Annotated in this window: 1 rRNA gene; it reads right to left on the bottom strand. The window is 54.4% G+C overall.

Annotated features, from left to right (window positions below):
* Positions 1–390 (bottom strand): 23S ribosomal RNA (locus E4T82_RS12310); the annotation flags it as partial.

The raw sequence follows: 390 nt of genomic DNA, 5'->3' as shown, positions 1-390 counted from the left end.
CCCCATAAAGAGGCTCCCACTGCTTGTACGTACACGGTTTCAGGTTCTTTTTCACTCCCCTCGCCGGGGTTCTTTTCGCCTTTCCCTCACGGTACTGGTTCACTATCGGTCAGTCAGGAGTATTTAGCCTTGGAGGATGGTCCCCCCATATTCAGACAGGATACCACGTGTCCCGCCCTACTCATCGAGCTCACAGCATGTGCATTTTTGTGTACGGGGCTGTCACCCTGTATCGCGCGCCTTTCCAGACGCTTCCACTAACACACACACTGATTCAGGCTCTGGGCTGCTCCCCGTTCGCTCGCCGCTACTGGGGGAATCTCGGTTGATTTCTTTTCCTCGGGGTACTTAGATGTTTCAGTTCCCCCGGTTCGCCTCATTAACCTATGG

Source organism: Streptococcus cuniculi (assembly GCF_004570575.1).
GTDB classification, from domain to species: domain Bacteria; phylum Bacillota; class Bacilli; order Lactobacillales; family Streptococcaceae; genus Streptococcus; species Streptococcus cuniculi_A.
Note: the sequence above shows the minus strand (reverse complement) of the source record. Positions and strands in the feature narration are given on the sequence as shown.